This is a genomic window from Mycolicibacterium helvum (assembly GCF_010731895.1).
In the GTDB taxonomy this organism is placed as follows: Bacteria; Actinomycetota; Actinomycetes; order Mycobacteriales; family Mycobacteriaceae; genus Mycobacterium; species Mycobacterium helvum.
Genome location: NZ_AP022596.1, coordinates 4,701,819 through 4,724,956, shown reverse-complemented (window position 1 = coordinate 4,724,956; position 23,138 = coordinate 4,701,819). Strand labels below are relative to the sequence as shown.

Here is a 23,138-nt window from a genome sequence, read left to right as displayed (position 1 = left end):
TCCGTGCTACTTCTCGTCAGTCCAAGAAGCCGTGCAATAGGGCGGCTGAACCGGCAACGTGTGCCTGCATCGCGGTGCCCGCGGCATCGGGGTCGCCGGCCAGGATGGCGATGACGATCGCCTCGTGCTGTTCGTCGGAATGCACAATGTTGCGCCGCAGCAACGGAATCTGGTCCAGCAGAGCGTTCAACCGCATCCGGTTTTCGGCCACCAGTGGCACCAGCGAGGGCGATCCGGCCGCCTCGGCGATCGCCAGGTGCAGCCTGGAGTCCAGCCGCCGATAGTCCTCCGCGCACGAGCACCGCACGTCGGTCAGCCGCGACCACAGCCCTTCGCGCTCGGTGGCAGTCAGCGTGCGGGTGGCGGCCAGCCTGGCCGCACCGACTTCGAGGATCTCCCGCAGCCGCAGCGCGTCGTCGATATCGGCTCGGCTGAACCGCACCACGCCTTCGGTCGGGGCAGGCAGCGACTCAGCCAGGAAGGTGCCGCCGTAGCGGCCACGCCGAGACACCAGGTAGCCGGCCTCTGCCAGCGACTTGATCGCTTCCCGCACCGTGTCGCGGCTGACCCCGAGCCGGACCGCGAGTTCGCGTTCGGGCGGCAGCGATTCACCCGGTGTCAGCACACCGAGCTTGATCGTCTCCAGCAGCCTGCCAACGGTGTCCTCGAACGCGTTGCCCAGGCGCACCGGACGCAGCAGAGCCTCCGAGGCCTGCCGCGGTTCCGGAGCTCCAGTCACGTGTGTGTACGCCCTTACAGCGGCGTCACGTAATGGCCGCTGATCCCGCCGTCGACCAGGAAGGTCGACCCGGTGATGAACGACGAGTCATCACTGGCCAGGAATGCCACCGCGGCGGCCAGTTCCTCCGGTTCGGCGAACCGGCCCATCGGCACGTGCACCAGCCGACGCGCGGCCCGCTCGGGATCCTTGGCGAACAGTTCCTGCAGCAGCGGGGTGTTCACCGGTCCGGGGCACAGCGCGTTGACCCGAATTCCCTGGCGTGCGTATTGAACTCCGAGCTCGCGCGACATGGCCAGCACGCCACCCTTGGACGCGGTGTAGGAGATCTGGCTGGTCGCCGAACCCATCACCGCGACGAACGAGGCGGTGTTGATGATCGAACCCTTCTGCGCGGGCACCATATGCCGCAGCGCCGCCTTGCAGCAGAAGAAGACCGACTTGAGGTTGACGTCCTGCACCCGGTCCCAGGCGTCGATGCCGGTGTTCTCGATCAGGTCGTCGTCGGGCGGGCTGATACCCGCGTTGTTGAATGCGATGTCAACCCCACCGTGCACCTCGAAAGCGGTGTCGAACAAGCGATCCACGGCGACCTGATCCGAGACGTCCACCTGAACGAACGTCACGTTCAGGTCGTCGGCAACGGACTTGCCGGTCACCGGGTCGACGTCCCCGATGACGACGATCGCGCCTTCGGCCCGCATCCGCTTGACGGCAGCCAGTCCGATGCCGCTCGCGCCGCCGGTGACAACCGCGACCTTGTCCTTGAGTCGTTGGGACAGATCCATCTAGCTCTCCTCTACTGCGAAAAAGACGTTCTTGGTCTCGGTGAACGACAACGGGGCATCTGGTCCGAGTTCGCGGCCCAGCCCGGACTGTTTGAATCCGCCGAACGGGGTGTTGTATCGCACCGACGAGTGCGAGTTCACGCTCAGGTTGCCGGCCTCGACTGCACGCGACACCCGCACTGCCCGCGATAGGTTGTCGGTCCAGATCGAGCCGGACAGACCGTATTCGGTGTCGTTGGCCAGCGCGATGGCGTCTGCCTCGTCCTCGAACGGCAGCACGGTGACGACCGGACCGAAGATCTCCTCGGTGACGGTCCGGTCGGTGCGTTGCGGGGTGAGCACCGTGGGCGGGAACCAGAATCCCGGCCCGCTGGGCGCCGAGCCGCGGAACGCGACGGGCGCGTCGTCAGGCACATAGGCCGCCACCGAATCGAAGTGCTTGCGCGAGACCAGCGGACCCATCTCGGTCTCCCGAGCAGCGGGGTCCCCGACGACGAGTCCCTTGACAGCCGGCTCGAGTAGCTCCATGAACTTGTCGAACACGCTGCGCTGCACCAGGATCCGGCTGCGCGCGCAGCAGTCCTGCCCGGCGTTGTCGAATACCCCGTAAGGCGCGGTGGCAGCGGCGCGTTCGAGGTCACAGTCGGCGAACACGATATTGGCGCTCTTACCACCGAGTTCCAGCGTCACCCGCTTCACCTGGTCGGCAGCGCCGGCCATCACCCTGGTTCCGACCTCGGTCGAGCCGGTGAAGACGATCTTGCGTACATCGGGGTGGCTGATGAAACGCTCGCCGACCACCGAACCACGGCCGGGCAGCACCTGGAACAGACCCTCGGGCAGGCCGGCCTCCAGCGCGAGCTCGCCGAGCCGGATGGACGTCAGCGGGGTCCATTCGGCCGGCTTGAGCACCACCGCGTTACCCGCGGCCAGCGCGGGCGCGAAACCCCACACCGCGATCGGCATCGGGAAGTTCCACGGCGTGATCACCCCGATCACGCCCATCGGCTCGTTGAACGTGACATTCAAGCCACCGGACACCGGAATCTGCTTGCCCGACAACCGTTCCGGGGTCGCCGAATAGAACTGCAGCACGTCGCGCACGTGGCCGGCTTCCCACTCGGCGGCGCCGATCGGATGTCCGGAGTTGGCCACCTCCAGGGCGGCCAGCTCGCCGACGTGAGCGTCGACCGCGGCGGCGAACGCCCGCAATGCCGCAGCACGTTCCGCGGGAGCCGCAGCGGCCCACGCCTTTTGTGCCACTTTGGCCCGCGCGACGGCGTCGTCGACCCCGTCGACATCGGTCAGTTCGACCGTGCGCAATGCCTGCTCGGTGGCCGGATTGACCAATTCGGTCGTCGTCACGCTCGGGTCCTCCCTCGTTCTGTCGTATAGGTCCGTGCCGCCTCCACCAGGCCGGCGAACAGCCGAAGATCGTCCAGCGTCTCCTCGGGATGCCATTGCACGGCCAGAACGAAGTCGTCACCTGGGATTTCGACGCCCTCGATCACGCCGTCGTCGTCCAGTGCGCTGATCATCAAACCATCACCGAGCCGGTCGATCGCCTGGTGGTGGTAGCACTGCGCGTTCGTGTTCTCTCCGACCAATCCGGCCAGCCTGCTCCCGGCCACGGTGCGGATCGAGGAGGTGGTGAACACCGCGTTGCCCTGCTGATGACGGGTATGCCCGACGATGTCGGGCAGATGCTGGTGCAGCGTGCCACCCAGCGCGACATTGAGCATCTGCGCTCCACGGCAGATGCCGAGCACCGGCAGATGGCGCCGCACGGCAGCCGCTATCAATGCGAACTCCCAGACATCGCGAGCGCGGTCCGGCTCGTCGCTGGTGGGATGCGGGTCGTGCCCATAGGACGACGGGTCGACGTCCCTGCCGCCGGTGATGACCAGGCCGTCGATCCCATCGAGGACCTGGCTTGCGATATCGGCATCCACCGGCTGAGGCGGCAGCAGCGTGGCGATGCCACCGGCCAGTGTTACGCCGTCGAGGTAGACCCCCGGCAGGAAGCTGGCATGCGTGTCCCAGATGCCGGACTTGGCCTGCTGGAGATAGGTGGTCAGCCCGATAACAGGGCGAGCCGGACCGTCCAGCCTAGAGACGTTCAAAGCCACGCACCCGCTCCCAGTCGGTGACCGCCGAATTGAACGCAGCCAGCTCGACCCGGGCGTTGTTGAGGTAGTGCTCCACGACCTCATCGCCGAACACCTCGCGGGCGATCGCCGACCCCTCGAACAGTGCGGCGGCCTCGGCGAGCGTGGTCGGTAGCCGCTCCGCGCCGCTGGTGTAGGCGTTGCCCGCACAGGCCTCGGGTAGTTCCAGACCGTTGTCGATCCCGTGCAGCCCACCGGCGATCAGCGCAGCCACCGCCAGGTACTGGTTGACGTCTCCGCCGGGGGCGCGGCACTCCATCCGCATGGAATGCCCGTGGCCCACCACCCGCAGCGCGCAGGTCCGGTTGTCCAGCCCCCACGCGATCGCGGTCGGCGCGAAGCTACCCTCGACAAATCGCTTGTAGGAGTTGATGTTCGGAGCATAAAACAGCGTCAGCTCACGCATCGTGGCCAATTGGCCCGCGATGAAACTCCGGAACATCGGTGACATACCCAGCGGCTCGTCGGGATCGGCGAACACCGCCGAGCCGTCCTCCCCGCGCAGCGAAATGTGGATATGACAGCTGTTGCCTTCGCGCTCATCGTATTTCGCCATGAACGTCAGACTCTTGCCGTGCTGGTCGGCGATCTCCTTGGCACCGTTCTTGTAGATGGTGTGGTTATCGCAGGTGACCAGCGCGGTGTCGTAACGGAACGCGATCTCCTGCTGGCCGAGGTTGCACTCCCCCTTCACTCCTTCGCAATACATGCCGGCACCGTCCATGCCAAGGCGAATGTCGCGCAGCAGTGGCTCCATCCGGGTGGAGGCGTGGATGGCGTAGTCGACGTTGTAGTCGGTGGCCGGGGACAGTCCCCGGTAACCGGCCGCCCAGGCGTCGCGGAAGGTGTCGTCGAACACCATGAATTCCAGCTCGGTGCCGATGAAGGCCTCCAGCCCCCGCTGGGCCAGCCGGTCCAGCTGTGCCCGCAGGATGCTGCGCGGCGCCGGCAGCACCGGACCACCCCCGACAAAGGACAGATCGGCCATCACCAGCGCGGTACCGGGCAGCCACGGCAACGCACGCAGAGTCGTGAAGTCGGGCGTCATCACCATGTCGCCGTAACCGGACTCCCAGCTCGACATCGCGTACCCGTCAACGGTGTTCATATCGACGTCGACGGCCAGCAGGTAGTTGCAGCACTCCGCACCGTGCGCGGCGACCTCCTCGACGAACAGCCGGGCCGCGACCCGCTTGCCGGTCAACCGGCCCTGCATGTCGGCGAAGGCCACGATCACCGTGTCGATCTCCCCCGCGGCCACCATGCTCTCCAGCTCGGGCTGCACCAATAGACCAGGCCGGCGGCGGCCCACACCATCAGGTGTCACGGGTGCCCCTCTCGATAGCGCCGGTTCGAGAAATGATTCGACGGAAAGTCAACCATTGGACGTAGCCGCGGCGGCGACGTCGTCCACCAGATTTACATAAATGTCACTCCAAAGGTAGGACACCAGACCAATAGCGGCCTATTGTCCCTAATCAGAGAGCGCCGGTCGACGCCTCTCCGCCATCGGCGCCCAGAACGGACCAGAAGGAGGAACGCCGTGCCAGAGGGTCACGAACTTCTCGACGACGACGAAAAGCACCTCGCCAGCCTCGGTTACACCCAGGAACTACATCGATCCTGGTCAGGGTTCAGCAACTTCGCCATCTCGTTCTCGATCATCTCGATCCTGGCCGGCTGCTTCACCTCCTTCGGCCTGGGCTGGAATAACGGCGGACCGGCGGCCATCGCCTGGGGCTGGCCACTGATCTCGGTCTTCATCCTGATCATCGGCTTGTGTATGTCCGAGCTCGTGTCAGCCTTCCCGACATCGGGCGGAATCTATTGGTGGGCAGCCAAGCTCGGCGGCCCGAAGGCCGGCTACTACACCGGCTGGCTGAACCTGATCGGCCTGATCGCCATCCTGGCGTCGGTGGCCTACGGGTCGGCGACCTTCCTCGACCTCACGCTGGGCACGTTCAGCGAGAGCTGGCTGGCCGGCTACAGCCTGACCCGGACGTTCATCCTGTTTCTGGTCATCCTGGTGATCGTGGCGACCATCAACATCTTCTCCAGCCACCTGCTGGCCGTCATCAACAACATCTCGGTGTGGTGGCACGTTATCGGCGCCGCCGCCGTCATCGTCATCCTGTGGGCGCTGCCCGAACAGCACGCCAGCTTCTCCACGGTGTTCGCCACGACGGTCAACAACACCGGCTTCTTCGGCGGCTCCACCTCCGGGTTCACCTTCCTGCTGTTCGTGCTGCCGATGTCGGCGATCCTGACCCAGTACACAATCACCGGCTACGACGCGTCGGCGCACCTGTCGGAGGAGACCAAGAGCGCCGCCGACGGCGCAGCCAAGGGCATCTGGCGGTCGATCTTCTACTCGGCGATCGGCGGCTGGATTCTGCTGCTGACCTTCCTGTTCGCCGTGCAGGACGTCGACGGCGTGACCTCGGGCGGCGGCGCGGTCGCCACGATCTTCAGCCAGGCGCTGACCTCCAAGTGGGCCGGCATCGTCCTGCTGATCTCCACCGCCGGCCAGCTGTTCTGCACCACGGCCTGCCAGACCAGCGCCTCGCGCATGCTGTTCGCGTTCAGCCGCGACCGGGCGGTGCCCGGCCATCAACTCTGGGCCAAGCTCAGCGCGAAGAAGGTGCCGGCCAACGCCGTCATCGTCACCGCGACGATCGCGGCGATCATCACACTGCCGGCACTGGTCAAGGTCGACATCAATGGCGCCCCGGTGCCGGTCGCGTTCTTCGCGGTGGTGTCGATCGGCGTGGTGGGTCTGTACCTGTGCTTCGCGGTACCGATCTATTACCGCTGGAAAGCCGGTGATTCGTTCCCGCTGGGCAAATGGAACCTACGCGGTCACCACAAGTGGATGGCCCCGGTGGCACTGGTCGAGATCATCGTCACCTCGATCATCGCGATGTTCCCGACCTCGATCAGTGGCACACCGTGGGACGCGAGCTTCGAGTGGAAATTCGTCAACTACACCCCGCTGCTGGTGGGTGGCGTGCTGATCCTGCTCTACATCTACTGGCACGTGTCGGTGAAGAACTGGTTCACCGGCCCGATCAAGCAGGTCGACACCAGCGGCGAAGAGCTGGAGGGGGTTTCCTGAGTCGCTAAGGAGACCGCACCCCAGGCCCGCCGCCCGGCGGGCCCCGCGCCCCTCGTGCCCCAAGGCCGAGGGGCGCGGTTTGTGTGAGCGGTGTCTCGCTCGGGTTAGGACCCGCTGCTCGCGGGTACGTAGGAGGGGCCAAGTCAGCGAGCAGACGGGACATCTCCGACGATGTGTGGAGCGACGGGCGAAGTCCGCCTCGACAGTCAGGCCCCCGATGTGGCCGCGGTGGCCGCCATGGCCGACGCCATGGCCCCACGCGGGCCCGATGCGGCCGGCGTGTGGTCACAGGGGCGGGTAGCGCTCGGCCACCGCCGGCTGAAGATCATCGACCTGTCCGAAGCCGGTGCCCAACCGATGGTGGACGCCGACCTCGGGTTGACGATCTGCTGGAACGGCTGCATCTACAACTATGAAGCCCTGCGCGACGAGCTCGCCGGGCACGGCTACCGGTTCTTCTCGCACAGCGACACCGAAGTGCTGCTGAAGGCCTACCACCACTGGGGCGAGAAGTTCGTTGAGCGGTTGCACGGGATGTTCGCCTTCGCGATCGCCGAGCGCGACAGCGGCCGGGTGCTGCTCGGCCGTGATCGCCTCGGCATCAAACCGCTTTATATCAGCGAGGATTCGCACCGCATCCGGTTCGCATCGTCACTGCCGGCGCTGTTGGCCGGCGGCGGCATCGACACCCGCATCGACCCGGTCGCGCTGCACCACTACCTCACCTTCCATTCCGTGGTGCCCGCCCCCCACACGATCCTGCGCGGCGTGCGCAAACTCTCCCCCGGCACGCTGTTGGCGATCGAACCCGATGGCACACGTCGCGAGATCACCTACTGGGAACCCGATTTCAGCCGCCGCGACGAGCACGCAGACTGGAGCGCCCGCGACTGGGAAGACGCGGTTCTCGATGCCTTGCGCACCGCGGTCAAACGTCGCCTGGTCGCCGACGTGCCCGTCGGCTGCCTGCTCTCCGGTGGAGTGGACTCCAGCTTGATCGTCGGTCTACTCGCCGAAGCCGGCCAGACCGGGCTCTCGACCTTCTCCATCGGCTTCGAATCCGTCGGCGGCGTCAAGGGCGATGAGTTCGTCTACTCCGACATCGTGGCCAACCGGTTCGACACCGATCATCACCAGATCCGCATCGACACCGCCCGGATGCTGCCCGCCCTGGAAGGCGCGATCGGAGCGATGAGCGAGCCGATGGTGTCCCACGACTGCGTGGCGTTCTATCTGCTCAGCCAGGAAGTCGCCAAGCACGTCAAGGTCGTTCAGTCCGGTCAGGGCGCCGACGAGGTGTTCGCCGGATACCACTGGTATCCCCCGATGGGCGAACCGGACGCGGCCAGTGTGCCCGGTTCGGTCGCCCGCTACCGAGGCGCGTTCTTCGACCGTGACCACGATGGTGTCGCCGACCTGCTGGCTGCCGACTGGGTCAGCGGCGTCGAGGATCCCAGCCTGGCGTTCGTCGCCGAGCATTTCGCCCGGCCGGGCGCGCAGACCGGCGTGGACCGCGCGCTGCGACTGGATACCACGGTGATGCTGGTCGATGATCCGGTCAAACGCGTCGACAACATGACGATGGCGTGGGGGCTGGAAGGCCGGGTGCCGTTCCTCGACCACGAACTGGTCGAATTGGCGGCGACCTGTCCGCCGGAACTCAAGACCGCGCAAGGTGGCAAGGGTGTTCTGAAAGAGGCTGCCAGGCAAGTGATTCCGGCTGAGGTGATCGACCGGCCGAAGGGCTATTTCCCGGTGCCCGCGCTCACCCACCTGGAGGGGCCGTACCTGGAGATGGTCCGCGACGCACTGTACGCACCACAGGCCAAGGAACGCGGCCTGTTCCGGCCCGATGCCGTCGAGCGGTTGTTGGCCGACCCCAATGGGCGGCTGACCCCGCTGCGCGGTAATGAGTTGTGGCAGATCGGCCTTCTCGAGCTGTGGCTACAGCAGCACGGAATCACCGGGCCGGCGGCATGACGGCACAGCGAGTGGCCGAAGGCGGATCGCACATCGAGCCAAGGTCGGAGGCCATCACGATGGGCCTGCACGGGGCGTCGCCCCAGCACCTGGTCGAGGAGATGACCGACGATGTGGTGCTCGAATTAGGCTGGGGCCGACTGATTTTCGGGCAGACCTTCGAGAACCCCGATAAACTGGCCGCGGTACTGCAACAGGAGGAGCAGGGCCGCCGCGACATCTGCATCTACGCGCGCGAATCGCACGTCCTGGTGGCCAAATCACCGGCCGAGCTGTTCATCGATCCCAGCCACACCTACCGCTGGCGGTTGAATCCCGACGATGCCGGGGATCCCCCGCCGATCGGGTTCTCGGTGCGGCCGTTGCGCGACACGGCCGACGCCGACGAAATGAACCGGGTTTACCTGCGCTGCGGCATGGTTCCCGCGCCAACCGAGGTGATCTGGAACAACCATCTGCACTGCGACGCGGTGGAATATCTGGTCGCGGTGCGCGACGACGACGGTGCGGTCGTCGGCACGGTCACCGGCGTGGACCACAAGCGGCTGTTCAATGACCCCGAGGACGGCTCGAGTCTGTGGACGCTGGCCGTCGACCCGACCGCCAGCCTGCCCGGCATCGGCGCCTCGCTGACCCGTGCGCTGGCCACGATCTTCCGCGGCCGCGACCGCGCCTACCTGGACCTGTCGGTGGGTTATGACAACGCCGCCGCGATCGCGCTGTACGAAAAGCTCGGCTTTCAGCGGGTCCCGGTGCTGGCCGTCAAACGCAAGAACGCGATCAACGAGCCGCTGTTCACCCCGCCGTCGGAAACCGTCGACGACCTCAACCCGTACGCGCGGATCATCGCCGACGAGGCCATGCGCCGCGGGATCCGGGTCGAGGTGCTCGACGCCGAGACCGGCGAGATGCGGTTATCGCACGGCGGCCGCAGCGTGGTGACGCGGGAGTCGTTGAGCGAATACACCTCTGCGGTGGCGATGAGCCGCTGCGACGACAAACGGCTCACCCGCCGCATCGTCTCGGAGGCCGGCATCGCCGTGCCCCGGGGCAGGCTGGCCACCTTCGACGCCGACGACCACACGTTCCTGGCCGAGGTCGGCGATGTCGTCGTCAAACCGACCCGCGGTGAGCAGGGCAAGGGCATCACCGTCGGGGTCGACGGACCCGATGCGTTGGATTCCGCGCTGGCCCGGGCCCGTGAGCAGCATCCCGAGGTGCTGATCGAGCAGCGTGCGCCGGGCGACGATCTTCGGCTGGTGGTCATCGACGGCAAAGTCGTGGCGGCTGCACTGCGTAAACCCGCGGAGGTGGTGGGCACCGGCAAGCACACCGTTCTCGAGCTGATCTCGACGCAGAGCCGCCGCCGCGCCGCCGCGACCGGCGGAGAGTCGCGCATTCCCGTCGACGAGGTCACCGAGGCGACGGTGGCCGAGGCCGGCTGGTCATTCGGCGATGTGCTGGGCGAAGGAGTGCGCCTGCGGGTTCGTCGGACCGCCAACCTGCATCAGGGCGGCACGATCCACGACGTGACGGCCACGGTGCATCCCGAGCTGTGCCGAGTCGGGGTCGCGGCCGCCGCGGCCATCAGCATTCCGGTCACCGGCATCGACCTTCTGGTGCCCGACGTGACCCGTGACGAGTACGTGTTCATCGAAGCCAATGAGCGTCCTGGCCTGGCCAATCACGAGCCTCAACCGACCGCACAGGCTTTCGTCGACTTTCTCTTTCCCGGGCAGCCGGGTCTACCGCAGGCGTGGACGCCCCAGCAGGCGGCCGACGCGCCGCCGCAGTGAAGTCACCAGGTGCTGGTGCGTAACACGATCTCGGCGGCCAGCTGCGCAGTGGATTCCGCGGCATTGCGCCGACCGGTGAATTCCACCAGGCGGAAATCGCTGTACACGTAGCGCTGGCTGGCTCGTGCCGCCGCCCTGGCGGCCGGCGTGCTCACCAATGCGGTGGTGTTGATCTCCACCGGCGGGCAGTCCTCGTCGCGTACGACGCCATTTTGGTCCGGCACGCGCGGGTGCCCGCGATCGATCACGACCAGACCGGTGAACCGGTCGAGGCGGGTGGCGGCCAGTTCCCAGGCCAGCTCGGCACCGGCACGGTCCCCCACCAAGATGCCCCAGCGGACATCGAGCGCGTCGAGGATGCCCACCACGGCTTTGGGATGTAGCCGCGGGTCGGCGCCGATGACGACGGTGCGAACAGATGCGGTGTGCAAACGCTGACAAACCCCGTCGTAGGCGGCCGGCGCATGCTGGGCCGCACCCAGCACGACGACGAAAGGGCCCTTCTCCGGGCCGGTCACGCTGACTGGCACGGGGAACCCATCGACAGTCACCATTGTCGACAGCATTTCGCCACGTTACTGTGAAAGTGGCTTACGGCGGGCAGTTTTCGCAGGGTCTCTCAACTCCTACTCAGATGGCACGGCGAATCTTGGCGGCCTGCTTGGCAAAAACGTCCAGGAACGTCTGCGGCAGTGTCGCTTTAGCGTCGACGCTGGGATCGGGCGTGGGGAAAGCGATTCCGAACATTCCGTACCTACCCACATTCTGGAATGCCATGTAAACACTACTGGGCGAACCCATCAGCTGCATTGTTTGCTGATACGCCAGCACCTCATCCCCCAAAGGGGGTAGCTCGGTAGTGGTGATGGGAATGCCCCTGCTCTGCTGATCGAAGTACGCTTCGAATTTCGCACAACGGCCGGCCACCGCCTCCAGCTTCGCAAGATCCAGCGGCGACGACAGCACGGTCATCACGATGCGGGCGCCGTTGTAGGTGGCTGCGTACTTCGCAGCGGCACCCGGGCCGCGCTCGGCCGATTCGGCGATGACGTTGGTCATGGCGTTGGCGCAGCCCTCGGGACGAGACAGCATCGACGGCGGACTGCCGGCGTTGTCCGGCTGACCAGCCTGCTCGACGATGCGGTCGTACTGCACTCCCGGCGGGAAATCCGCCGGGCCCAGCGCGGCTTTCTCCAGGGTGGCACCCGGCCACGTCGCGGCGCCGGTGACCGTCGATCCACAGCCGGCGACCAGCACCGCGGCTGCACTCGTCGCGGCGACCAGCACCGTCCGACCTGTCATGACTTCAGGCTACCGATTTAGTTGTGTACGCACCGTGGGGCGCACTGGCGCGCCGTCGTCCAGGAGCGACAACAATGCGCCGATGTCGAGGTGGGCGGCCAGCAAATCGGCCATGACGTCGAGTTGCGCGTCCCGGCGGGCGGCCACGTGGGTGTCGGTGGCAACCCGGAATCCGCTGCGGCCCGCGGCGGCGGCGGCGGTGGTGAGCCACTCGCGACGGAATTCGTCGTTGTCCAGCAGTCCGTGCCAGTGGGTGCCGAACACCGCGCCGCGAACGTAGCCCTGCGCGGTGCCGTCGGCCTCGAACCAGCCGTCCTCAACGCACCGCGTCACCCGGCCGTGGTGGATTTCGTAGCCGCTTAATGGACTCGGCCAGCGCCGCAGCACTTTGTCGGGTGCGAAGTCGATATCGGCGTCGAACAGTCCCAACCCGTCGATATCACCTGCCTGGGTCTCGACGGTGTCGCCGATGCGCCGGCACAGCATCTGGAAGCCGCCGCAGATGCCGAGCACGGGGCGCCCCGCCTCGGCGTGCGAGGCGATCGCGTCGGCCAGCCCGCGCTCCCGCAGCCAGCCCAGGTCGGCGACGGTGGCCTTACTGCCGGGGATCACGACGATGTCGGCGTCGGCCACCTCGGCGGGCTCGGCGGCCCAGTGGACCTGGACCCCGGGTTCACAGGCCAGCGCCTCGATATCGGTGGAGTTGGAGATCCGCGGTAACCGGATCGCCGCGACCCTCAGCCAGTGTTCACCGCGCGGCGGCGCCGGCACTCCGACCAGATGGCCGGCCACCACCGACACCGAATCCTCGGTGTCCAGCCACAGCTCGTCGCTATAGGGCACGATCCCGTAGGTGGGCCGGCCGGTGAGCTCGGCAAGCTGGTCGAGGCCGGGTGCGAGCAGGGCGGGATCGCCGCGGAACTTGTTGACGATGAAGCCGGCGATCAGCGCCTGGTCCTCCGGCGACAACACCGCGACGGTGCCGAACAGGTGGGCCAGCAGGCCACCGCGATCGATATCGCCGACAATCACCACCGGCAGGTTGGCCGCGCGCGCCAAGCCCATGTTAGCCAGATCAGTTGCCCGCAGATTGATCTCGGCGGGTGATCCGGCACCCTCGCACACCACGACGTCGAATTCGGCTCGCAACGAGGCTAATTCGTCGGCGACCACTCCGGCCAGCTGGTCGCGGTGCCGGATGTAGTCGGCAGCACCGACGGTGCCGACCGGGTGGCCCCTGACCACCAACTGCGACGTGCGGTCACTGCCCGGTTTGAGCAGCACCGGGTTGAACCGGACGCTGGGCTGCAGGCCTGCCGCGCGCGCCTGCATGCCCTGGGCCCGGCCGATCTCGCCGCCATCGACGGTGACCACCGAGTTGTTGCTCATGTTCTGCGCTTTGAACGGCGCAACGCGAATCCCCTTGCGCGCCAATAGTCGACATAGCCCGGCGACAACCATCGACTTGCCGGCGTCCGAGGTGGTGCCGGCGATCAGCAGGGCGCCGCTCACGCTTGCGCGCCGAGCGTGCGGTTTCGTACGCAACACGCCGAGGAGGGCGTATAAGAACGCACACTCGCCACAATTACGGCGCCAAGGTCAGGATTTCCGCGCCGTCTTCGGTGACCACCAGGGTGTGCTCGAACTGCGCGGTCCACTTGCGGTCCTTGGTGGCCACCGTCCAGCCGTCGTCCCAGATCTCGTAGTCCAGCGCGCCGAGGTTGATCATCGGTTCGATGGTGAACGTCATTCCCGGCTCCAGCACGGTCTCCACCTCGGGCTGGTCGTAGTGCAACACCACCAGGCCGTTGTGGAAGGTGGTGCCGATGCCGTGCCCGGTGAAGTCGCGAACCACGTTGTAGCCGAACCGGTTTGCGTACGCCTCGATGACCCGCCCGACCACCGACAGGGCCCGGCCCGGCTTGACGGCCTTGATGGCCCGCATCGTCGCCTCGCGAGTACGCTCGACGAGCAGCCGGTGTTCCTCGCTGACATCACCGGCCAAGAACGTGGCATTGGTGTCACCGTGGACGCCATGGATGAACGCGGTCACATCGATGTTGACGATGTCGCCGTCCTCCACCACGGTCGAGTCCGGGATGCCGTGGCAGATGATCTCGTTGAGCGATGTGCAGCACGACTTCGGAAAACCCTTGTAATGCAGTGTCGACGGGTAGGCGCCGTGATCGACCATGTAGTCGTGGGCGATCCGGTCGAGCTCGTCGGTGGTCACCCCAGGCGCGACCGCTTTACCTGCCTCGGCCAGCGCGCCGGCCGCGATGCGCCCGGCGATGCGCATGTTCTCGATGACCTCGGGCGTCTGGACCCACGGCTCGGTGCCTTCGTCGACGGTCGACTTGCCGACGTATTCGGGACGCTCGATCGCCTTGGGGACCGGCAGGGTCGGTGAGACCGCTCCGGGGCGGAGTGCAGTGCGTACGGGCATCTCGCCAGCTTAATGGCGACGCAGCAGCGGACGCTTGGGACCGCGGACGGTGACCGAACCCATGACCACGCGTCCGGTGAGCACGACGTGCGGGGTGCCCTCGGCCGGTGCGTCCTTGCGGCGATCGCGGGCGCTGCCTGCGTAGACGGTGATGTCGTCGATGGACGCGCTGGCCCCGGGGGGCAGCCGCAGGTCCACCGAGCCGCGAACCATGTCGAGTTCGATGACCACGACCGGTCCGGCAAAGCGGGCGTTGGTGAGGTCGAGGGCGACCGAGCCCATCCGGCGCACCAGCGCCAGCCGGGTTGGCACGGTCCACTCCCCGTGCCGTTTGAGCGATCCCATCCAGCCGCGCAGTTCGACCCGATCGGCCGCGGAGGTGACGATGGCGCCCGGTCCAGGCAGGTCGTCGACCAGCACCTCGAGGTCGGCGTGCATCCGGGCCGCCGACACCTGCGCCGAGCGCTCCTCGAATTCGCCGATATCGATCAATCCCAGCGCGACGGCGTTGTGCAGCCGCCGCAGGGTCCCGTTGCGGTCGGCATCGGAGACCCGCAGCGCGGGCGTGTGGTCGAGTCCGGTCATAGCGATTCCACGGTACCTGTTCGCCCTGGCCAGGCATCCATCTCGGCGGCCCTGGAGATAATCTGGACCGATGTTCGACTTGCCGCGCCGGACCGTCCTGATCGGGGCCGCCGTCGCGCCGATTGCCGCTTGCAACGCCAACACCGGCGAGCTCACCACACCGCCGACCGCGACCGCACCGGGCCAGGTGCTGGCCCCCACCGCCGACATTCCGGTGGGATCGGGCAAGGTCATCGGCGACACCGTGATCACCCAGCCCACGGCCGGGGTGTTCGAGGGATTCGTCGCCCGGTGCACCCACGCCGGCTGCAAACTCCCTTCGGTGACCGACGGCACGCTGAACTGCCCGTGCCACGGCAGCCAATTCGGTCTCGACGGCGCGGTGCTCCGCGGGCCAGCGGTGACGCCACTGGCTTCCGTCGCGGTGAAGGTCCAGGGCGCCGACGTCGTCGCCGGCTGACTCAGAATCGGGCCACGGCGGCGGTCAACGCGCTCTGCGCATCGACCCACGTGCTGCGGACGATGGCGGCGACCGGCAAAACCTCGACGATGCGTGACGAGACCTGGCCGGTGTTGGCCACACTCGCTTCCATATCGCCTTCGAAGTAGAGCTGCGTGACGCCACTGATCAACGGTGCGGCGGCACCCTCGGCCGCCACCCGGCGGGCCAAGCCGACATGGAGCACCCGCATCGGGGGATTGCCGGGAAGATTCAGCAGGATCGTCCCGGCATCGTCGGCCGCCACGATCGCGTCCTTGAAGTTGGTGTGCACGGCCGCCTCCCTGCTGGCGAGCATGCGGGTGCCCATCTGCACGCCCTCGGCACCCAGCACCACCGCCGCGGCGGCCGACCGGGCGTCACAGATACCACCGGCGGCGATCAGGGGAAGGTCGACCTGCTCGGCGATCAGCGGCAGCAGCACCATGGTGGACGCCCCGAGTGCCGATTTGAAGCCACCGCCCTCGACGCCCTCGACCACCAAGGCATCCACGCCCGCGTCGACCGCCTTACGGGCACCGCCCAGCGATCCCACGACGTGCACCACCGTCATGCCCGCATCATGCAGCCGCGCGGTGAACAGACCGGGATCGCCCGCGGAGGTGAACACGTGCCGCACGTTCGCCTCGACCAGCACGTCGATGATGGACGGATCCCGCTTCCACCCCTGGATCATCAGATTGGCGCCGACCGGCCGGTCGGTGAGGGAACGCACCGCAAGCAGGTCGGCACGGCCCTCGGGCGTGAGGGTTTCGATGACGCCGAGGCCACCGGCCTCGGACACCGCTGCGGCCAGCGACGCTCTTGCGATGTAGGTCATCGGCGCCTGGACGACGGGATAGGTGACGCCCAACAAACTCTGGATCCGGTTGGTCACGCATCATCTAAACACACGCACGGGAATGCCTGTGCTACATAAGAATTGGGCTTCCTAGGCCAGATTCTTCGCCAACGTGAACTGACCAACGTCGATCAAGCCACTGCGGAACAAGGGCGGACAGCCAACCAGATACTTCATATAGCGGTCGTAGACCTCTTCGGACTGGATGGCGATGGCCTCGTCCTTGTGCGCCTCCAGCGCCGCCGACCAGTGGTCGAGCGTCGTGGGGTAATGGGACTGCAGCGAATGGAACCGGGTCACAGTGAAACCGGGCTTGACAGCATGCGCCTGGACCATCCGCACCGACGGCAGCCGGCCGCCAGGGAAGATCTCGGTGATCATGAACTTGCAGAACCGGGCCATGTCGAACGTCAGCGGAATACCCAGCGCCAGAACATCATCGGGATGAAGACCGAGGATGGTGTGCAGCAGCATGATGCCGTCGTCGGGCATCGCCTGATAGGCGAACGTGAAGAAATCGTCGTACCGGTCGAAGCCGAAATGCTCGAAGGCTCCAATGGACACGATCCGGTCGACCGGCTCGTCGAACTGCTCCCAGCCACGCAGTTCCACGCGCTTGGAGCGCGGACTCTCCGACGCGGCGAACAACCGCTCGACATGGGCCTGCTGGTTCTCGCTGAGGGTCAGTCCGATCACGTTGACGTCGTACCGCTCCAGTGCACGGTTCAACGTCGAGCCCCAGCCGCAACCGACATCGAGCAGCGTCATGCCCGGCTGCAGGCCCAGCTTGCCCAATGCCAGGTCGATCTTGGCGATCTGCGCCTGTTCCAGCGTCATATCGTCGCGCTCGAAGTAGGCGCAGCTGTAGGTCTGTGTCGGATCGAGGAACAGGCGGAAGAACTCATCGGACAGGTCGTAGTGCGCCTGGACGTTTTCGAAGTGGGGTTTCAGCTGTCTGGGCATCGCGACCGGCGCCTTCCTGGACGCCCGGCAGCATTCACGGATGGCCCCCGACCATGAGCTACCTGGATGTCTCCGTTCACTGACCGTAGCCCACTTATGGTGCAATCCGATGACGAACGAGCCCTCGGCTGCGTTGTCCGGCCAGATAGTCAGCGAAGGCGGCGAATCACCCACCGCCGCCGCCGTCGCCGCCGCCGCGTAGACCCTCGCCAGGTGATGGCCCCTCTAACCCTGCTGCCCGCCACTCTTCGCGTCGGCGTTCGTGCTCACGAATCGCGGTCTGGTTGAGTCGGGACATCACCTCGTAGGCGACCCCGACAAGGAGCAATGCCCCGCCGATCAGGATGACGATGTGAAGTGTGCCCATTCGGATGCCCCCAACTCGATGCAGGGAAATCTACGCTGCCACGTCCACCACGACGCCGCGCTGTGAGCCACAAGCGCTTGGTTTACCTTTGGGCGCAGTCCTACCACCTGTCACTCGACACGATGTAGTGCGGGCAATAGGCGACCGCAGAGGCCGTGATGGCCCACTCGGCGTCGCTTTCGGACGTCCCCTTGTTGGCTAGCCTCTGTTGAACAGGGATTTCGACCGGGAGTGCCACGACGAACAGGGCGCCCCCGACGATTGCGGCGATGCCACCGATCACGGTCTTGACGCCGCCGACGACGGTCTGAATGGCGGTGTGCACGGTGTTGACGAAGACAGTTTGGACGGCATGCACGAAGTCGAAATGCTGGATCGAGCTGCCCAGCTCAACGAGGCCCCGCAGTAACGGGGCCAGATCGTTGACGATGTTCGGGACCGCGCTCGCGTACGCCGTTGCCGACTTAGGTGGAGCCGATGACGTTGCGACACTGCGGGTTACCGTCGCAGCGGGCGTTGGCTTGTGATTGACAACCCCGGTCACGGTGCTCGCTGCTATGAGGGCAGCAGATGGCTTCGGTCGTGGCGCGGTAGGTGTGACCGGTTGGACCGGTGAATGACTCGCCGGGATTGTGTGATGCGATGCAAGACCAGCAGTGTCGGCGTTCGCCACTCCTGAACCGCAAGCGAGGCCAGCAGCCCCCAGGCCCAGAGTCAGTGCGCCCGCGCCCACCCACTGTCTAGTCTTGCCCCGCACAATTGACTGAACGCCAGTAACCACAGCAACCCCCCCGGTGTGCCGATTCGTATCGCCCTCGCCAAGGTACAACGTCGGTCTCGCAACCAAACAGCAAAGAATTATGTTTCACCGCTTGGCGCGGAACCGGCGCGCGCCTCAGCGCTGTAACCGCAGGTTGCGGGCCCGTCGCTCCCGCCAGGGCACTCCCCCGCGGCCAACGCCTGTCAGGCCAGATAGTCGGCGGGTAGCTCGCTGAACATCATCTTGACCATCCGCACCGCGTACTCCGAACTGCCGCCGCCCACGATCAGCGCCGCGAACGCCAGATCCCCGCGGTAGCCCGCGAACCAGGCGTGCGAGCCGCCCGCGAACTCGGCCTCACCGGTCTTACCGCGCACGTCACCGGAGTCGTTGATGTCCTTGGCGGTGCCGTTGGTGACCACCATCCGCATCATCGGCCGCAGACCGTCGAGCATGGCCGGCGTGATCGGCGGATGATCACCAGCTTCGGCGGTCTGGCTGCCCACGATCAGGTGCGGGGTGGGGGTCTTGCCGGCGGCGACGGTCGCGGCGGCCAGCGCCATCCCGAACGGGGTGACCAGAACCTTGCCCTGCCCGAAGCCGTCCTCGGTGCGCTCGGCCAGATTCACCGTCGGCGGCACCGTGCCGGTCACCGTGGTCAGCCCGTCAATCGTGTAGTCCGGGCCGATGCCGTATTGGGAGGCAGCCACCGTCAGCGCGGTCGGCGGCATCCGGCTGGCCAGCTCGGCGAATGTGGTGTTGCAGGAGTTCGCGAACGCCTTGGACATCGGCACCGTGCCGAGGTCGAACTTGTTGTAGTTCGGAATCGTCCGGTGGCCGATGTCGATCTCACCCGGGCAGCCCAGCAGGGTGTTGGGAGTGGCCATATCGCGATCGATGGCCGCCCCCGCGGTGATGATCTTGAAGGTCGACCCGGGCGGATAGAGGCCCGTGGTGGCCGCCGGCCCGTCGGCATCGGCGGCCGCGTTCTGCGCCACCGCAAGGATCTCGCCAGTCGACGGCTTGATGACGACCAGCATGGCCTTGCGGCCTTGGGTGTCGACGGCGTGCTGGGCGGCATTCTGCACCGAACGGTCCAGCGTGATCGAGATCGACGGCGCGGGCGTTGGCGCCACTTCCTGCAACACGTCGACGTCGGAGCCGTTCTGGTTCACGCTGACCACTCGCCAGCCGGCCTGGCCGTCGAGCTGGTCGATCACCGCCTTCTTCACCTCGCCCATGACGGCCGGCGCGAAGCGATCGTCGGTGGGCAGCAGGTCGGCCTGCGGGGTGACGACGACGCCCGGCAGACCGTCCAGCGCCTGGCCGACCTTGTCGTGATCGGCTGGGCGTAGCGTGACCAGGTCCAGCGGCTTGCTCGACGAGCTGGCCTGCTCGGCCAGCCGCTGCGGGTCCAGGGTGTTGTCGAACTGTCGGAGCTGGTCGGCGACGACCCGCGAGGTCGACATCAGCTGACTGCCGGCCTTGGCTGCGTCGAGCTGGTAGCGGTACAGGTTGCCAGGGGCCAGCACGTCGGTGCCGCCGAGCTCGTTGACCGAGGCCCGCCGCGGGGCGTCGGCCCGCAACGAAAAGCGCTGGTGCTCACCGAGTTTGGGGTGCAATCCGGCAGGGGTCCAGCGCACCCGCCAGGTGCCCTCGTCGCGGATCATCTGCAGAACGCCATCGTAGGTCCAGGTCCGCTTCTTGGGCAGCTGCCAGGTGAAGCGGTAGTTCACGCTGCCGGTGTCCTCGGTATAGCGCGAGCCGAGGATCTGGGCGTCGAGGTGGGTGGCCTGCAACCCCGCCCACGCCTCGTTGAGGGCGGCCTGGGCGTCGGCCGGCCGGTCCGACAGCTGTGCCGCCGCGGCGGTGTCACCCTTGGTGAGGTCGCCGAAGAACTTCTCGGCGGCAGGGCCCGGCCCGTCGGGGCGCGGCGTGCACGCCGACAGCGTCGCCGAGGCCGCGACCACCACCAAGATCGAGACGACGCCTGTGACTCGTGTTGCTAATGAGGTGCAAGTAGCCATTGGGACAAATGTTATGAGCCTGTGATCCCAATTCGTCGAAGGCGCACCGGGGCTCGCGACCGAACACCGACGTGATGCCCCGAACACCCGGCCTCGTGAGCAACTCGCCGCCCGCTCAAGGCGGGACGACGGTCAGCTGATCGCGTCCAGCGAGTACTCCTTGACCCACGCGACCTGCATCTGCGCTCCAGCAGCGATGTCAGGGCCAAGAACGTCCAGTTGGATGCACAGGTGCATCGGCCCGGGCGGGAACATCGAGGTGTCCGTAGTGCTGAAGATCGGCACGCCATCGACATAGGTGGTGATCGCGGTCGGCGTCCACGTCACCGAGTAGGTGTGCCACTGGGTGGCATCGACCGCAATGGTCGCCCCGGCCTGTTGGTTTGTGGACGAGTAGTGCAGGACCGAGTTGACGGCCTGCCGCGACGAGTCGCCCCAAATCTCCGCGAAGTCGATCTCACCGCCTGTGGGCCAGTTCTCCGCGTCCGGCCACAGCAGCAGGACCGGGTCGTAATTGGCGGCGCCAACCGGCGCACGCATCCGGACCTCCCAGGCACCGTACATCTGGCCGGGCCCCCAGGCGATGCCCGCGTCGTTCCCGTTGGCGTCACCGGTGATCGTCATGACGCCGTCAGCAAACGAAATCGCACTCGCGGTCCGATTGCCATGTTGGGTCTTTCCCGCATAAACCCACCAATCTGCCAACACCGACCAGTCCGTGAAGTACGCCGAACGGGTCGGCTGTCCCCAGGTTCCGACACCGGGTTGCGGACCAGCGCTGCCTGGATCGCTGACGACCGGGGGCGCTCCGTTCACCCGGGCGGTGACACTGGCCGAGGCACCCCACCCGGGCATCAGGAGGCCCAGCAGACCGTGGATGTGAAACCCGCTCGCCGCGTCGCTGACGGTGGCCGTGAAGAGGTCGGTGCGCCCATCCTGGACGAAATCCGCGCCGGGCGTGTACGTGAAATAGCCGTCCGGGTTGATAGCTACAGTCCCGCCGTTGAGCGGATTACTGACCGTATACGTCAACGTGTCACCATCCAGATCGTTGCCGACGATCCGGCCAGTGATAGTGCCGTCGGAATTCAAGACATTATTGGATGGATTGTAATAAATGGTCGGTGTGCTATTGAAAAACATTACCCGTATCTGCCGAATAAGCGAATTGATAATCGACACCGGGCTTTGAAATGCCGATGCGCTCTTTGTTGTCGCATTCGCAATTGGGGCCAGGGTGTCGGCAACCGATGCGGCGACGACGGTTTCGGCCACCGTGGCGGCGGCCGCACTCCCGCCGGTCGATCCAACCGCGACGGGACTCGTCGCATTCGGCACGGCAGCCGCGCTCGCCCCGGGCCGTCGTGCGGGTCCGGCAGTTGTTGCCTGTCGTCCCTGAGCACGATTGGCAGCAACGTTGCCTGGTGACCGCGCTGGTCCTCGCGCGCCAACAGCCCTGGCTGAGGCGGCGGAATCTCGCGAATGCGCAGAACTGGTCGTCGAGTTGGGCGGAGCTGAGGTGCCCTCAGCAGCCGCGACGCCGCACCCAGCGGTGATCGAGGCACCGAGCCCCAACGCCACCACAGCCCCGCCGACCCAGGCGGGGTATGCCACGGGCAACGTCTCGGTGAATGGAAAATTGCGTGCGCAAATAAACCCTCGCATTTAAACCCCCGCGACCCATTACCGCGAATGGGTGCGGTCCTAAAAACCGCGGCAGCCCACCGCGGACTCCCCAACAGTTGCACGACTTTCGCCGTCTACGACCGATGCTAAGCCGGTATCGAAGGGATTAGTTCCAAATTGGGCAATCTAAATCCAGACATTGCCCGCAATTAACCAGTAATTGATCGGGTGGATGAAGTGCGCGGCCGATGCTCAGTCGAGCAAGACGGTCGCGAACATTCCGACCTCGGCGAAGCCGACCCGCGAATAAGCCGCCCGCGCGACCGCGTTGAAGCTGTTGACATAGAGACTGGCGATCCGCCCGCTGTCGACCACCGCTGCGGCCACCGCTGCGGTGCCCGCTGTGCCCAGCCCGTGGCCGCGCCACTCGGGATGCACCCAGACTCCCTGGATCTGGCCGACCGCCGGGGATTGCGAACCCACCTCGGCCTTGAAGACCACTTGCCCATGCTCGAAACGGGCGTACGCCCGGCCCGCCGCGATCAGGCCGGCGACCCGGCGCCGGTAGCCCCGACCGCCGTCACCGATCCGGGGATCGATCCCGACCTCGCCGATGAACATGTCGATGGCCGCCACCAGGTAGGCGTCGAGCTCGTCGACCCGTACCCGGCGCACCGCCGGGTCGACGCGGCACGCCGGCGGCACCCCGAGGGCCATCAGCGGTTGGTGGTCGCGCACGTCGCGGGCCGGGCCCCACGCATGCTGCAGGCGGTCCCACAGCGGTAGCACCAGATCGGCCCGGCCGACCAGAGACGAACAGCGCCGCGCGGTGCTCATCGCCTTATCGGCGAACGCCTGGAGGTCCGGCCGCGCACCACGCAGCGGGATCAGGTTGGCCCCGGCGTAGCACAGCGATTCCTCGGCGCGCCGCCGTGTCCAGAGTTCCCCACCGATCGCCTGCGGCTCGACACCGTGGTCGGCGACCCGCGCCGCCACCATGCAGGACCCGACCGGATCGTCGGCAAGCACCCGGCCCACCGCCTCGGCGTCGCGAACCACCGACACCCGTCGTTCGTCGACCAGACGAAACAGTGGCGGAGCCGACATGGCGGTTACTTTCTGCGGGTTGAAAACCC

Annotated in this window: 21 protein-coding genes; 4 read left to right on the top strand and 17 right to left on the bottom strand. The window is 66.5% G+C overall.

The genetic code is table 11. The features are described 5' to 3' along the window. Positions 1 to 16: 16 nt before the first annotated feature. From G6N38_RS22170 to G6N38_RS22150, 5 genes are read right to left on the bottom strand one after another with little or no spacing between them, the layout of a single operon-like run. Complete coding sequence (locus G6N38_RS22170; RefSeq protein WP_163750151.1) at positions 17 to 739, bottom strand: FadR/GntR family transcriptional regulator; 723 nt, start codon at positions 737 to 739, stop codon at positions 17 to 19. Between the two features lie 14 nt (positions 740 to 753). Continuing rightward, positions 754 to 1,527: a 3-oxoacyl-ACP reductase gene (locus G6N38_RS22165; RefSeq protein WP_163750150.1), complete on the bottom strand. Its 774-nt coding sequence runs from the start codon at positions 1,525 to 1,527 to the stop codon at positions 754 to 756. After that, positions 1,528 to 2,892 (bottom strand): aldehyde dehydrogenase family protein, encoded by a 1,365-nt coding sequence (locus G6N38_RS22160; protein ID WP_163750149.1) that lies wholly within the window; start codon positions 2,890 to 2,892, stop codon positions 1,528 to 1,530. Continuing rightward, positions 2,889 to 3,656, bottom strand: a complete 768-nt coding sequence (locus G6N38_RS22155; RefSeq protein ID WP_407662796.1) for a gamma-glutamyl-gamma-aminobutyrate hydrolase family protein — start codon at positions 3,654 to 3,656, stop codon at positions 2,889 to 2,891. The genes G6N38_RS22160 and G6N38_RS22155 overlap by 4 nt, the downstream gene beginning before the upstream one ends. Then, positions 3,637 to 4,959, bottom strand: a complete 1,323-nt coding sequence (locus G6N38_RS22150) for a glutamine synthetase family protein (RefSeq protein WP_163752256.1) — start codon at positions 4,957 to 4,959, stop codon at positions 3,637 to 3,639. The genes G6N38_RS22155 and G6N38_RS22150 overlap by 20 nt, the downstream gene beginning before the upstream one ends. 279 nt (positions 4,960 to 5,238) lie before the next feature. On the opposite strand from G6N38_RS22150, the gene G6N38_RS22145 reads away from it, so the two are divergent. The 3 genes from G6N38_RS22145 to ngg all read left to right on the top strand — a co-directional run bounded on the left by G6N38_RS22145 (position 5,239) and on the right by ngg (position 10,586). Next, positions 5,239 to 6,810: an amino acid permease gene (locus G6N38_RS22145; RefSeq protein WP_163750148.1), complete on the top strand. Its 1,572-nt coding sequence runs from the start codon at positions 5,239 to 5,241 to the stop codon at positions 6,808 to 6,810. A 171-nt stretch (positions 6,811 to 6,981) separates the two neighbouring features. Continuing rightward, a complete protein-coding gene (locus G6N38_RS22140; RefSeq protein ID WP_163750147.1) occupies positions 6,982 to 8,790 on the top strand; it encodes an N-acetylglutaminylglutamine amidotransferase in 1,809 nt (602 codons plus the stop codon). Then, on the top strand, positions 8,787 to 10,586 hold the full coding sequence (gene ngg, locus G6N38_RS22135) for an N-acetylglutaminylglutamine synthetase (RefSeq protein WP_179968435.1): 1,800 nt from the start codon (positions 8,787 to 8,789) through the stop codon (positions 10,584 to 10,586). Before G6N38_RS22140 ends, ngg begins: the two co-directional genes overlap by 4 nt. Positions 10,587 to 10,588: 2 nt before the next feature. On the opposite strand, the gene G6N38_RS22130 is transcribed toward ngg, so the two are convergent. The 5 genes from G6N38_RS22130 to G6N38_RS22110 all read right to left on the bottom strand — a co-directional run bounded on the left by G6N38_RS22130 (position 10,589) and on the right by G6N38_RS22110 (position 14,919). Further along, the gene (locus G6N38_RS22130) at positions 10,589 to 11,152 is read right to left on the bottom strand and encodes an alpha/beta hydrolase (RefSeq protein ID WP_163750146.1); all 564 of its coding nucleotides are present in this window, start codon (positions 11,150 to 11,152) and stop codon (positions 10,589 to 10,591) included. Positions 11,153 to 11,216: 64 nt separating this feature from the next. After that, positions 11,217 to 11,888: a hypothetical protein gene (locus tag G6N38_RS22125; protein ID WP_163750145.1), complete on the bottom strand. Its 672-nt coding sequence runs from the start codon at positions 11,886 to 11,888 to the stop codon at positions 11,217 to 11,219. Positions 11,889 to 11,897: 9 nt separating this feature from the next. Then, positions 11,898 to 13,349 (bottom strand): cobyric acid synthase, encoded by a 1,452-nt coding sequence (locus G6N38_RS22120; RefSeq protein ID WP_246228079.1) that lies wholly within the window; start codon positions 13,347 to 13,349, stop codon positions 11,898 to 11,900. Between the two features lie 124 nt (positions 13,350 to 13,473). Further along, the gene (gene map, locus G6N38_RS22115) at positions 13,474 to 14,334 is read right to left on the bottom strand and encodes a type I methionyl aminopeptidase (RefSeq protein ID WP_163750143.1); all 861 of its coding nucleotides are present in this window, start codon (positions 14,332 to 14,334) and stop codon (positions 13,474 to 13,476) included. A gap of 9 nt (positions 14,335 to 14,343) precedes the next feature. Next, positions 14,344 to 14,919 carry a DUF1707 SHOCT-like domain-containing protein gene (locus tag G6N38_RS22110; protein WP_163750142.1) on the bottom strand — a complete coding sequence of 192 codons (576 nt, stop codon included), beginning with the start codon at positions 14,917 to 14,919 and terminating at the stop codon, positions 14,344 to 14,346. A gap of 70 nt (positions 14,920 to 14,989) precedes the next feature. Between G6N38_RS22110 and G6N38_RS22105 the strand changes: the two genes are divergently transcribed. Then, the gene (locus tag G6N38_RS22105) at positions 14,990 to 15,379 is read left to right on the top strand and encodes a QcrA and Rieske domain-containing protein (RefSeq protein ID WP_163750141.1); all 390 of its coding nucleotides are present in this window, start codon (positions 14,990 to 14,992) and stop codon (positions 15,377 to 15,379) included. A 1-nt stretch (position 15,380) separates the two neighbouring features. On the opposite strand, the gene G6N38_RS22100 is transcribed toward G6N38_RS22105, so the two are convergent. The 7 genes from G6N38_RS22100 to G6N38_RS22070 form a co-directional block, all read right to left on the bottom strand. Next, positions 15,381 to 16,295 carry an NAD(P)H-dependent flavin oxidoreductase gene (locus G6N38_RS22100; RefSeq protein ID WP_163750140.1) on the bottom strand — a complete coding sequence of 305 codons (915 nt, stop codon included), beginning with the start codon at positions 16,293 to 16,295 and terminating at the stop codon, positions 15,381 to 15,383. 54 nt (positions 16,296 to 16,349) lie between these two features. Continuing rightward, a complete protein-coding gene (locus G6N38_RS22095) occupies positions 16,350 to 17,222 on the bottom strand; it encodes a cyclopropane mycolic acid synthase family methyltransferase (RefSeq protein WP_163750139.1) in 873 nt (290 codons plus the stop codon). Positions 17,223 to 17,388: 166 nt separating this feature from the next. Beyond that, entirely contained in the window at positions 17,389 to 17,589 is a 201-nt protein-coding gene (locus G6N38_RS22090; protein ID WP_163750138.1) for a hypothetical protein, read from the bottom strand. Positions 17,590 to 17,689: 100 nt separating this feature from the next. Continuing rightward, the gene (locus tag G6N38_RS22085) at positions 17,690 to 18,133 is read right to left on the bottom strand and encodes a hypothetical protein (protein ID WP_163750137.1); all 444 of its coding nucleotides are present in this window, start codon (positions 18,131 to 18,133) and stop codon (positions 17,690 to 17,692) included. A gap of 419 nt (positions 18,134 to 18,552) precedes the next feature. Then, complete coding sequence (locus G6N38_RS22080) at positions 18,553 to 20,376, bottom strand: penicillin-binding transpeptidase domain-containing protein (protein ID WP_163750136.1); 1,824 nt, start codon at positions 20,374 to 20,376, stop codon at positions 18,553 to 18,555. A 132-nt stretch (positions 20,377 to 20,508) separates the two neighbouring features. Next, positions 20,509 to 21,468 (bottom strand): family 16 glycosylhydrolase, encoded by a 960-nt coding sequence (locus G6N38_RS22075; RefSeq protein WP_163750135.1) that lies wholly within the window; start codon positions 21,466 to 21,468, stop codon positions 20,509 to 20,511. Between the two features lie 786 nt (positions 21,469 to 22,254). Next, positions 22,255 to 23,109: a GNAT family N-acetyltransferase gene (locus G6N38_RS22070; protein WP_163750134.1), complete on the bottom strand. Its 855-nt coding sequence runs from the start codon at positions 23,107 to 23,109 to the stop codon at positions 22,255 to 22,257. Between the last annotated feature and the right edge of the window lie 29 nt (positions 23,110 to 23,138).

Coding starts and splice junctions, on each gene's coding strand:
- G6N38_RS22125 (WP_163750145.1), bottom strand. CDS start 11,888: ATGACAGGTCGGACGGTGCTGGTCGCCGCGACGAGTGCAGCCGCGGTG.
- G6N38_RS22120 (WP_246228079.1), bottom strand. CDS start 13,349: ATGGTTGTCGCCGGGCTATGTCGACTATTGGCGCGCAAGGGGATTCGC.
- G6N38_RS22150 (WP_163752256.1), bottom strand. CDS start 4,959: ATGGTGGCCGCGGGGGAGATCGACACGGTGATCGTGGCCTTCGCCGAC.
- G6N38_RS22130 (WP_163750146.1), bottom strand. CDS start 11,152: ATGCTGTCGACAATGGTGACTGTCGATGGGTTCCCCGTGCCAGTCAGC.
- G6N38_RS22080 (WP_163750136.1), bottom strand. CDS start 20,376: ATGGCTACTTGCACCTCATTAGCAACACGAGTCACAGGCGTCGTCTCG.
- G6N38_RS22165 (WP_163750150.1), bottom strand. CDS start 1,527: ATGGATCTGTCCCAACGACTCAAGGACAAGGTCGCGGTTGTCACCGGC.
- G6N38_RS22090 (WP_163750138.1), bottom strand. CDS start 17,589: ATGGGCACACTTCACATCGTCATCCTGATCGGCGGGGCATTGCTCCTT.
- G6N38_RS22105 (WP_163750141.1), top strand. CDS start 14,990: ATGTTCGACTTGCCGCGCCGGACCGTCCTGATCGGGGCCGCCGTCGCG.
- G6N38_RS22140 (WP_163750147.1), top strand. CDS start 6,982: ATGTGTGGAGCGACGGGCGAAGTCCGCCTCGACAGTCAGGCCCCCGAT.
- G6N38_RS22070 (WP_163750134.1), bottom strand. CDS start 23,109: ATGTCGGCTCCGCCACTGTTTCGTCTGGTCGACGAACGACGGGTGTCG.
- ngg (WP_179968435.1), top strand. CDS start 8,787: ATGACGGCACAGCGAGTGGCCGAAGGCGGATCGCACATCGAGCCAAGG.
- map (WP_163750143.1), bottom strand. CDS start 14,334: ATGCCCGTACGCACTGCACTCCGCCCCGGAGCGGTCTCACCGACCCTG.
- G6N38_RS22110 (WP_163750142.1), bottom strand. CDS start 14,919: ATGACCGGACTCGACCACACGCCCGCGCTGCGGGTCTCCGATGCCGAC.
- G6N38_RS22095 (WP_163750139.1), bottom strand. CDS start 17,222: ATGCCCAGACAGCTGAAACCCCACTTCGAAAACGTCCAGGCGCACTAC.